7 protein-coding genes are annotated in these 9974 nt (G+C 63.4%); 3 read left to right on the top strand and 4 right to left on the bottom strand.

Features of this window, described 5'->3' with window-relative positions; genetic code table 11:
* Window positions 1-526: 526 nt before the first annotated feature.
* Window positions 527-1084, bottom strand: coding sequence for a TetR/AcrR family transcriptional regulator (locus J3E64_RS19125; RefSeq protein WP_253344722.1), 558 nt, complete (start codon window positions 1082-1084; stop codon window positions 527-529).
* Window positions 1085-1243: 159 nt separating this feature from the next.
* Between J3E64_RS19125 and J3E64_RS19120 the strand changes: the two genes are divergently transcribed.
* The 3 genes from J3E64_RS19120 to J3E64_RS19110 are packed head-to-tail and all read left to right on the top strand — an operon-like array spanning window position 1244 to window position 7020.
* Window positions 1244-2398 (top strand): efflux RND transporter periplasmic adaptor subunit, encoded by a 1155-nt coding sequence (locus tag J3E64_RS19120; protein ID WP_253344721.1) that lies wholly within the window; start codon window positions 1244-1246, stop codon window positions 2396-2398.
* Window positions 2399-2414: 16 nt separating this feature from the next.
* Window positions 2415-5621: a multidrug efflux RND transporter permease subunit gene (locus tag J3E64_RS19115; protein WP_253344720.1), complete on the top strand. Its 3207-nt coding sequence runs from the start codon at window positions 2415-2417 to the stop codon at window positions 5619-5621.
* Window positions 5614-7020, top strand: a complete 1407-nt coding sequence (locus J3E64_RS19110) for an efflux transporter outer membrane subunit (RefSeq protein WP_253344719.1) — start codon at window positions 5614-5616, stop codon at window positions 7018-7020. The genes J3E64_RS19115 and J3E64_RS19110 overlap by 8 nt, the downstream gene beginning before the upstream one ends.
* Before the next feature lie 457 nt (window positions 7021-7477).
* On the opposite strand, the gene J3E64_RS20880 is transcribed toward J3E64_RS19110, so the two are convergent.
* The 3 genes from J3E64_RS20880 to J3E64_RS19100 are packed head-to-tail and all read right to left on the bottom strand — an operon-like array spanning window position 7478 to window position 9971.
* Entirely contained in the window at window positions 7478-7582 is a 105-nt protein-coding gene (locus J3E64_RS20880) for a DUF2474 family protein (protein ID WP_367398650.1), read from the bottom strand.
* Complete coding sequence (gene cydB / locus J3E64_RS19105) at window positions 7582-8580, bottom strand: cytochrome d ubiquinol oxidase subunit II (protein ID WP_253344718.1); 999 nt, start codon at window positions 8578-8580, stop codon at window positions 7582-7584. The genes J3E64_RS20880 and cydB overlap by 1 nt, the downstream gene beginning before the upstream one ends.
* Window positions 8577-9971 (bottom strand): cytochrome ubiquinol oxidase subunit I, encoded by a 1395-nt coding sequence (locus J3E64_RS19100; RefSeq protein WP_253344716.1) that lies wholly within the window; start codon window positions 9969-9971, stop codon window positions 8577-8579. The genes cydB and J3E64_RS19100 overlap by 4 nt, the downstream gene beginning before the upstream one ends.
* Between the last annotated feature and the right edge of the window lie 3 nt (window positions 9972-9974).

Genomic DNA, 9974 nt, shown 5'->3' with positions numbered 1-9974 from the left:
CCATGGCAATGCCCTCCAACCGGCACCCATAGATTCAGACATTCATCGCTTTGGGAATCCCCAACGTGAGTCAGGATCATTGGAGGTTGGTATTACAGGTGTCAGTGAGACATTGCGCAGGTTGCGGCTCCTGCTCCTACGCGGAGATATGCCATCATCATGCAAACGACAAACCGTGCTCGCTATCCGGAGATCGAGGATCAGGAGCAAATGTCGGCTTCGAGGCACAAACCTGCCCTTCTCGAAGGAAACCGGAAAGACTTGAACTGGTCGGCAGGCGACGTCCGCACTTGGAGATGGAGCGGTCGTTCCTTGCTGCTCCGCTCAATGGCGGCTTCCGGCGCAGATCCTGACGTGGAGGGCGGTTTTGACGGGAGCCGTCATGTCGCTCGTCATGACCGGTTTCAGGCGGCGCTTGTATCCCAGCCGCCGGGCCAACTAGGGCATCGTCGGCGGCACAATTGCCGTCTCTGCAGAAGCGCTTAGGCTGGTCCGCAGCCAGGAAACCGTCAATTCACGTCGCTTGCTACCTGACCGAGACTTCGCTCTTAGCGATTCCCTCCATCAGCAATTGGACGGCGCGCGACATGACGCTATCTCTCTCTTCGGACGGAAGGTCCAGCGCGACCGCCTGAAGCATCTGGGCGATACGAACGATGTCGTCCACGGACAGGTCATCGCGAACGATTCCCGCCTTCCGCGCGCGCTCCAGAGGCAGGGCCATGAGTTGTCGCGCCCGGATTTCGAACTCTTGCCATTCCTGCTTCAACGACGGATCGCCTTCCAGGCTTCGTAGCCCCGAGGCATGCAAAGCCGACAGAAGGCCGATGCGGATCAGGAAAGAGCGGAACGCGGCGCGATCATCGCTGATGAGGTCGACCTGTGCGATCAACTCGTCCAGCCGCCGCCTTACGACCTCCAGCACCAGCATCGAGCGGTCACGGAAGTTGCGATAGAGCGTGCCACGCCCGATTCCGGCGCTTTCCGCGACAGTTTCCAGCGGGACGTCATAGCCCTGCTGCTCGAACATGTCGGCGGCCACGGCAACCAGCCTGGCTCGTCGTTCCTGCGCGTCTTTCCTCATGCTTGACGGGCCTCCCCCTTTCGCATAATAACCGGACATCGATGTCCGCTTATACGTTTCTGCGTCGCCACGGAAGAATGGCTGCGCTCAGGACTTCTGGAGAGGAATGTCCGTCAGGTCCAGACGATCCGTGGTCAACCTCCCGAGGAGCTTTTTCCTGTGCCGACCTTTTCGACGAACCTGCGCTGCTGCGGCAGCGCGGCGGTGCTGCTGCTGCTGGCGTCCTGCGGGCATCAGGAGGAACAGGCTCCTCCGGCTCCTCCGGTCGATGTGGTGGCGGTCAGGACGGGCGAGGTTCCCAACATCGTCGAACTGCCGGGCCGGATCGAGGCGGTGCGCGCCGCCGAGGTGCGTGCCCGCGTAGACGGGATCGTGGAGCGCCGTCTCTATCAGGAGGGGTCCGATGTGCCCGCCGGGGCGCCGCTGTTCCGGATCGATCCGCGGGACAAGCAGGCGCAGCTGGCCCAGGCGCAAGCCGCTCTCAATCGGGCGATGGCCGCGCGCGCCAATGCTCGTTCGATCGTCGCCCGCTACGAGCCGCTGGTAAGCCGCAAGGCCGTCAGCGCGCAGGAATATGACGCGGCGCTTTCGGATTCGCGACAAGCCGACGCCAGCGTTAGCGACGCACGCGCCGCCCTGGACCGGGCACGCCTTGAACTGGGATACACAACCGTGCGCGCGCCGATCGCCGGCCGGGTCGGCAAGGCGCAGGTGACGGAAGGCGCCCTGGTGAGCGCGTCCTCCGCGACCCTGCTGACACAGGTGAACCAGCTCTCGCCGATCTATGCGACCTTCACCGAGTCCAGCTCCAAATTCCTCGATGTGCAGCAACTCGCCAAATCCGGCGCGCTTCGCTTGCCCGATCTGAACGCCATAGAGGTGCGCCTGGTGCTGGAAAACGGCGCGCAATATGGCCTGCCCGGACATCTGGATTTCGCCGATCAGACGGTCGATCCTTCCACCGGCAGCCAGACGCTGCGCGCCCGCTTTCCCAATCCCGACCGGCTGCTGCTGCCCGGCCAGTTCGTGCGCGCGCGCATCATCGCCGGTGTGCGCCGCGACGGCATCGCCATTCCCGAGCGGGCGGTTCAGATCAGCAACGAGGAGGCATCGGTCCTGATCGTCGGACGCGACAATCTGGTTGTCAGGCGAACGGTCGAACTGGGTGGCCAGAGCGGCGGCAAATGGGTGGTGCTGTCGGGCCTCAGGAGCGGCGATCTGGTCATCGTCGATGGCTGGATGAAGGTGCAGCCCGGCCAGAAGGTCGCGCCGCGCAAGGCGGGTGCTGCTCCGGCACCCGCCGGCAAGCGCTGACCGGCAGGAGGCTCTCATGAAACGCTTCTTCGTCTATCATCCGGTCTTTGCCTGGGTCGTCGCGATCTTCGTCGCCCTGTTCGGCATCATCGGCCTGCGGCTCCTGCCCGTCGAACAATATCCCCAGGTCGCGCCGCCCGCGCTCAATCTCCAGATCACCTACAACGGCGCCGACGCGGCGACGCTCGACCGGACGGTGACGTCGATCATCGAAAAGGAGATGAACGGCGTCGAGAATTTCCTCTACATGTCCTCCACCAGCCGGTCTAACGGGACGGCGCAAGTCACCGTCACGTTCAAACCTGGAACGAACCTGGACGTCGCGCGGACGCAGGTGCAGGATCGGCTGAGCCGCGTCGAACCGCGCCTGCCGGCCGAGGTGAGGCAACTGGGGATCAGCGTCACCAAGTCCAGTTCCGGCTTCCTGATGCTTGTCGCGCTCCAATCGAAAGATGGCGCGTTGAGCGCGCTCGACATGGGCAACTTCGCGTCGAGCAAGATCATGGATGAACTGCGCCGTGTTCCGGGGGTGGGCGACGTGCAATTGTTCGGTTCGCCCTATGCCATGCGCGTGTGGCTCGACGAGGAAAAGCTGGCCGGCTACGGCATCTCGGCGGCCGAGGCGCTCGCCGCGGTCCAGGAGCAGAACAGCCAGACCGCCGGCGGCGGGCTGGGCGAGCAGCCCCTTGCGGCGGGGTCCGAACTCAACGCCAAGATCATCACGCAGAACCGCTTTTCGACCCCTGAACAGTTTCGCCAGATCATCGTCAGGTCCAATCCGGACGGTTCGACGATCCGGCTCGGCGACGTTGCGCGCGTCGAACTGGGGAAGGACAATTACGGCTTCCGCCTGACGCTCAACGGCACGGAAACGGTAGGCATGGCGATCCAGCTCGCCAGCGGCGCCAACGCACTGGGCACGGCCGAGGCCATAAAAGCCCGCATGGGCGAATTGGAGAAGACATTTCCGCCGGGCCTGAGCTGGACCGTTCCCTTCGACACCACGCCGTTCATCACCGCCTCGGTCGACAGCGTTATCCACACGCTGGTGGAAGCGATGGTACTGGTGTTCCTCGTGATGTTCCTTTTCCTCCAGAACTGGCGCGCCACGCTGATCCCGGCGCTGGTGGTGCCGGTCGCGCTCGCCGGCTCGTGCCTTGGCCTGTTCCTCTTCGGCTACTCGATCAACGTCCTTTCGCTGTTCGCGATGGTGGTGGCGATCGGCATCCTCGTCGACGACGCCATCGTGGTGGTCGAGAATGTCGAGCGCATCATGCGCGAGGAAGGGCTCAACCCCAGACGCGCTACGGTGAAGGCGATGGGTCAGATCACGAGCGCGATCATCGGCATCACGCTGGTGCTGGTCGCGGTGTTCATCCCCATGGCGTTCTTTCCGGGGTCGACCGGCGGCATCTACCGCCAGTTCTCGGTGACGCTCGCCATTTCCATTCTTTTCTCGGCCCTGCTGGCCCTGACGTTGACGCCTGCGCTTTGCGCTACCCTGCTCAAGGCGGAGCATGACCATGACAGCAGCCAGCCGCGTGCGCCCAAAGCGGGCATCGCAGGGTGGCCGCACCGCTTCTTCGACTGGTTCAACGACCGGTTCGGTCGCGTGACCGATCGCTATACCGCAGGCGTCGGCACGATGGTGCGCGCGCCCGGGCGGTGGCTGGCCGTTTTCGCGGTGATGTGCGTCGTCACGGTCCTGGCTTTCACGCGCCTGCCCGGCGGCTTCCTGCCGACCGAGGATCAGGGCTATATCTTCGCCAGCTATACGGCGCCTCCCGGCGCAACGATCCAGCGCACGCAGGAATCGGTGGAGCAGGCCGAAGCCTTCCTGCGCAAGCAGCCGCAGGTTCGCAACGTCGTCTCGATCGTCGGTTTCAGCTTCTTCGGGCAAGGCCAGTCGGCCGCGCTTTCCTTCGTCGATCTCAAGCCCTGGGACGAGCGGAAGGGGTCCGGCGACAGTTCCAGTGGACTGGTGCAGCGTGCGAATGCTGCCTTCTCGACAATAACGGGCGCCATGATCTTCGCCCTCGACCCGCCGCCGATCCAGGCGCTGGGCAATGCGACGGGCTTCACCATGAAGCTGGAGGATCGCAGCGGCGAGGGTGGTATGGCGCTTCAGCAGGCCGCGCAGCAGATCCTGGCGCAAGCCGGCAAGAGCAAGATCTTCGCCATGGTCCGGCAGGAAGGGCTGCCGCCATCGCCGCAGCTCCATGTCGATATCGACCGCATCAAGGCCCGCAGCCTTGGCCTCAGGATAGCCGACGTCAACCAGACGCTGGGCGTCGCTTTCGGCTCGGCCTATGCGAACGACTTCGTCCATGACGGCAATGTCCTGCGGGTCTATCTCCAGGCCGATGCCGGACAGCGGATGCGCGCCGAGGATGTGTCGGCCCTGCGGGTTCGCAATGACCAGGGGCTGATGGTGCCCTTCTCCGCCTTCACACGGGTCAAATGGACGGCGGGGCCGCAACAGCTCGAACGCTATAACGGCTACCCGTCGATCACCCTGTCGGGCCAGGCGGCGCCGGGCCAATCCAGCGGCGTGGCCCTGGCGGAGATGGAGCGCATCGCCGGCAAGGTGCTGACCGGCAACCTGTCCTACGAATGGACCGGCACCGCCTATGAGGAAAAGCAGGCAGGCGGGCAGATCGGGCTGCTGCTCGGCCTGTCCGTAATCGTCGTGTTCCTGCTGCTCGCGGCGCTTTACGAAAGCTGGCCGATCCCGCTGGCGGTGCTGCTGGTGGTGCCCTTCGGCGTGCTGGGCGCGGTCATCTTCACAATGCTGCGCGGGCTTTCGGCCGACGTCTACTTCAACGTGGGCCTAATCACCATCATCGGCCTGGCCGCCAAGAACGCGATCCTGATCGTCGAATTCGCTGTCGAACAGGAGGCTGAGGGCGTCGCGCCGCTGGAGGCGACGATCAATGCTGCGCGGCTGCGGCTTCGCCCGATCCTGATGACCAGCCTGGCCTTCATCCTGGGCATGGTTCCGCTTGTCATCGCCAGCGGCGCCGGAGCGGCAAGCCGTCACGCGGTCGGCACGGGGGTGGCGGGCGGCATGATCACCGCGACGCTGTTCGGCATCTTTTTCACGCCCGTCTTTTACATCGCGATGCGGCTGTGGCTCGTGCGCAAGCGGGACCATGAGGCGGCAGACGCGCAGGAGGAGGCGCGAGAGCGAGCAGGTTCGGACGGGGAGACCGCCCATGCGTAATCCCGTGCACATCCTCATCGGCGTAGCCTTGCTCGGTGGCTGCAACATGGCCCCGAAATATGTCCAGCCCGTTCCGCCCGTACCGGCAAGCTTCCCAGCTTCCCCTGCGAGCGGGGGAGAAGCCGCCACGGCGGTGGGTTGGCAGCGCTTCTTCGGCGATCCGCAGCTCAAGGCCTATATCGCCGCCGCGCTTGCCAACAACCGGGATCTGGCGGCCGCCGCCGCCCGCATCGAGCAGGCCAGAGCGCAGTTCAGGATCCAGCAGGCCGGACGCCTGCCGCAGATCGACGGCAGCGCCGGCGCTACCCGGACGCAGGCGCCATTAGGTTCCCTTGGTCTGGGTAATAACCTCGGCAGCGGCGCGATCACCTACAACCAATATTCCGTGCGCGTCGCGACCAGCGCGTTCGAACTGGATTTCTGGGGCAGAGTCCGCAATCTCAGTGAGTCCGCCCGCAGGAGCTATCTCGCGACGGTTGAAGCGCAACGCGCTTTCCGCCTGTCGCTGATCAGCGACGTCGCCGCCACCTATTACAGCATCCGCGCCGGCGAGGAAGGGATCGCGCTGGCCGAACGTACCCTCGCCAGCCGCAGTCAGGGCCTTGAGATCGCCAAGCTGCGGATGGATGCGGGGGTCACTTCCTCGGTCGACTATGACCAGTCGACGGCGCTGCTGACGCAGGCGCAGACCGAACTCGCCGATCTTCGCCGGACATCCGAACAGCAGCGCAACCAGTTGCTTGTTCTGGTCGGCGGGCCGATGAGCGCGCCGCCGCCGGATGGTCGCCCGATCGCCGACGCGGGACAGTTCGCGGCGCTCGATCCGGGCCTTCCCTCGACCCTCTTGCAAAGCCGCCCGGACATCCTTCAGGCCGAACATGAGTTGTGGGCCGCCAATGCCGATATCGGAGCGGCCCGCGCGGCATTCTTCCCGACAATATCGCTGACCGGGGCGTTCGGGTTCGTTTCGCCCAAGCTTGAGGGTCTGTTCGACAACAGCAACCAGAACTGGTCCTTCGGCGGATCGGCCGCGCTGCCCATCTTCGACTGGGGCAAGCGGGAAAGGCAACTTGACGCGGCGAAAGCCCGGCGGGACGAATTGGTGGCGACATACCAGCGCACCGTGCAGAACGCGTTTCGCGAAGTGTCCGACGCGCTTGTGGGGCGGCAGCGCTATCGCGAACAGATCGAGGCGCAGGAACAGGCGGTCGCTGCCCAGCGCCGCCTCGCCGAGACGGCGATGCTGCGCTACGACAACGGCATCGCCATCTACCTCGAGGTGCTCGACGCCGAGCGCAACCTGTTCTCCGCCGAGCAGCAGCTCATCCGGCTGCGCGCGACAGAACTTCAGAACGGCGTGTCGCTCTACACCGCGCTTGGCGGGGGCAACGATGGTTGAGGCGTGATGGCACGGACTAGGACGGCCCGTCGTGCATTGCGTCGACGGTGCGCGGTCCTCCTAAGGTGTATCTCATATATGCCCATGCCCACCCGCTACTCGGGCACTGATTCTATTAGCGATCCTCGACGCTATCCGCAGTCACGAGTGACTGGTTTCGCCAAGAGCCGCCGTTCGACGTTCGGCTGCGAAATGTCCTGAACTGGTCGGCAGCGGGGTCGTGGGACGCTCCGACGTTCCGAGTAGGACGTACTGTGGCAGATTTGTTGCCATAAGCCGACACTTGGATATCGGTTCGTGCGACACGTATTGCGAACGCAACTGGGCCGGTACAAGCTCCTGCGCCCATCCTCCACTTTACCGTGCGCTATCTCGGGATCGACGTGGAGGACGCGCTTGCACTCGCTCAGAATACCCAAATTTGAGTGTTGGCTCCTCGCCTTTGGCGGGGGGCCATTTATCGTAGCCACCAGCGGATCAGGCCTCCCACTAGCGCCAGAGCGAGCACGCTCGCAGCCCAAATGCCGACAAACCATCCGAAACGGCTCAGCCAAAGACGCATCAATGATACCCCTCGACACCGACCTTGCCGCGGAACACCCAGTAAGACCATGCCGTATACGTCAGGATGACAGGCACCATGATGGAGGCCCCCACCAGCATGAACAACTGACTACGTACAGGCGCCGCCGCTTCCCAGATCGTAACCCGCGCTGGAACAACGTCGGGCCAGATCGATACGCCAAGACCGATCAAGCACAGTCCGAACAGGATCAGCGCCCAGAAAAATGGCTGCGCATCGCGCTTCAATCGGAGGCTGCGATAGAAAAAAATTGTCACGATCAGCGTCGCGAGCGGCACTTGCGCTGTCGCCAATACACCCGGGAAGTTCAGCCAACGCTGATAATATTGCGTCTCGAGCCGCAGCGTTGCGAGACTGATGACGCCGATCATAACGAGCAGGCCAATACCGAGCCTCCCGGCATAGGTGACCGTCTGCCTCTGCAATCCGCCTTCGGTCTTCCAGTTGAGCCAGCAGGCTCCGAGCAGGGCATAACCGACCAGCAGGCCGACGCCCGTCAGCAGGCTGAACGGCGACAGCCATTCCCACCAGCCCCCGGCATAGCTGCGCCCCTCGACCGTGATGCCCTGAAGCAGCGCGCCGAGCGCAACGCCTTGCGCGAACGTGGCGACAACCGACCCTGCCGTGAACGCCTTGTCCCAGAAAGCGCGGTGTGCCGGGTCGCGCCAGCGGAACTCGAACGCAACGCCCCGGAACACGAGCCCGAGCAACATCGCGATCATCGGCGCGTAAAGCGCGGGAAGGATGATGGCATAGGCCAAGGGAAACGCCGCAAAAAGGCCTCCAACGCCCATCACCAGCCAGGTTTCGTTTCCATCCCAGACGGGCGCGATACTGTTCATCGCGGTGTCGCGGTCCTTTCCGACCTTGAAGAAGGGAAACAGGATGCCGATGCCGAGGTCGAAGCCGTCCATCACGACATAGGCGATGATGGCGAAGCCGATGATGCAGGCCCAGATGACGGTAAGGTCGATCATGCCGAAGCTCCCTCGATGATAGCCGGCGCCGGAGTAATCCCCGCACTGCGAATGGGCGCGTCGCTCGGCGGGGCTTCATGCGCTTCGGGCGGCTTCTTCATCAGATTAAGCAGATACCAGATGCCCATGCCGAAAACGGTGAAATAGACCGCCACGAATGCCAGTAGCGATGAGGCGACCGCAGGGGCATCGAGCGGCGAAGCGCTCTGGGTGGTCCGGAGCAAGCCATAGATCGTGAAGGGCTGTCGCCCGACTTCCGTAACGATCCAGCCGGCCAGCACGGCGATCAGTCCCGATGGCCCCATCAGCACCGCGAAGCGATGCAGCAGTGGCCAATCGTAGAGCGTTTTGCGCCAGCGCGCGATCAGGCTCAGGAGCCCAATTCCGAGCATCGCAAAGCCGATGCCGACCATCACACGGAAGGCCCAGAAGACAATGCCAACGGGCGGTTGGTCGGCTCTCGGCACGGTGTCGAGACCCTGCAAGGGCGCTTCGAGTTCGTGCTTGAGGATTAGCGACGACGCCTTGGGTATCTCGACGGCATAATCGACCCGCTGCTCCGCGCTGTTTGGAATGCCGAAGAGGATCAGAGGCGCGCCGTGCGGATGGCTTTGAAAGTGGCCTTCCATGGCCATGACCTTCACCGGCTGATGCTCAAGCGTGTTGAGCCCATGCATGTCTCCGGCGAAGATCTGGACGGGCGCAACGATCGCGGCCATCCACATTGCCATGGAGAACATCTTGCGCGCACCGGGATTGGTGCGGTCCTTGAGGAGATGCCATCCTCCGACCGCGCCAACAATGAAGGCCGTCGTCAAATAGGCAGCAAGGACCGTATGAAAGAGCCGATAAGGGAAGCTTGGATTGAAGATGATCGTCAGCCAGCTCGGCCCCGGCAGGAACTGGCCATTGGCGGCGACCTCATAACCGACGGGCGTCTGCATCCAGCTGTTGACCGACAGAATCCAGAATGCGGAGATGAAAGTCCCGAGCGCGACGGCGAGCGTTGCGAGGAAGTGCAGTTTGCGGCCGACCTTTTTGATCCCGAACAGCATGACGCCAAGGAATCCGGCTTCCAGGAAGAAGGCGGTCAACACTTCATAGGCCATCAGCGGGCCGATGACAGGTCCTGCCTTGTCGGAGAATACCGACCAGTTGGTGCCGAACTGGTAGGACATGACAATGCCAGAGACGACACCCATCGCGAACACCACCGCGAAGATCTTCAACCAGTAACGGAAGAGGTTGGCATAAACCCCCTTTCCGGTTCTCAACCATAGGGCTTCGAGCACGGCAAGATAGCTTGCCAGCCCGATCGAAAAGGCCGGAAACAGGAAATGAAAGCTCACGGTAAAGGCGAACTGGGCCCTGGCAAGAATGATGGCGTCCATGAA

This window comes from Sphingobium sp. OAS761 (assembly GCF_024168485.1).
Taxonomy (GTDB): Bacteria; Pseudomonadota; Alphaproteobacteria; order Sphingomonadales; family Sphingomonadaceae; genus Sphingobium.
This window is presented reverse-complemented; position numbering and strand designations above follow the sequence as displayed.

Excerpts from the sequence above, each read along its gene's own strand:
- J3E64_RS19125 (WP_253344722.1), bottom strand. The coding sequence starts at position 1,084 with ATGAGGAAAGACGCGCAGGAACGACGAGCCAGGCTGGTTGCCGTGGCC.
- J3E64_RS19115 (WP_253344720.1), top strand. The coding sequence starts at position 2,415 with ATGAAACGCTTCTTCGTCTATCATCCGGTCTTTGCCTGGGTCGTCGCG.
- J3E64_RS19110 (WP_253344719.1), top strand. The coding sequence starts at position 5,614 with ATGCGTAATCCCGTGCACATCCTCATCGGCGTAGCCTTGCTCGGTGGC.
- J3E64_RS20880 (WP_367398650.1), bottom strand. The coding sequence starts at position 7,582 with ATGCGTCTTTGGCTGAGCCGTTTCGGATGGTTTGTCGGCATTTGGGCT.
- cydB (WP_253344718.1), bottom strand. The coding sequence starts at position 8,580 with ATGATCGACCTTACCGTCATCTGGGCCTGCATCATCGGCTTCGCCATC.
- J3E64_RS19100 (WP_253344716.1), bottom strand. The coding sequence starts at position 9,971 with ATGGACGCCATCATTCTTGCCAGGGCCCAGTTCGCCTTTACCGTGAGC.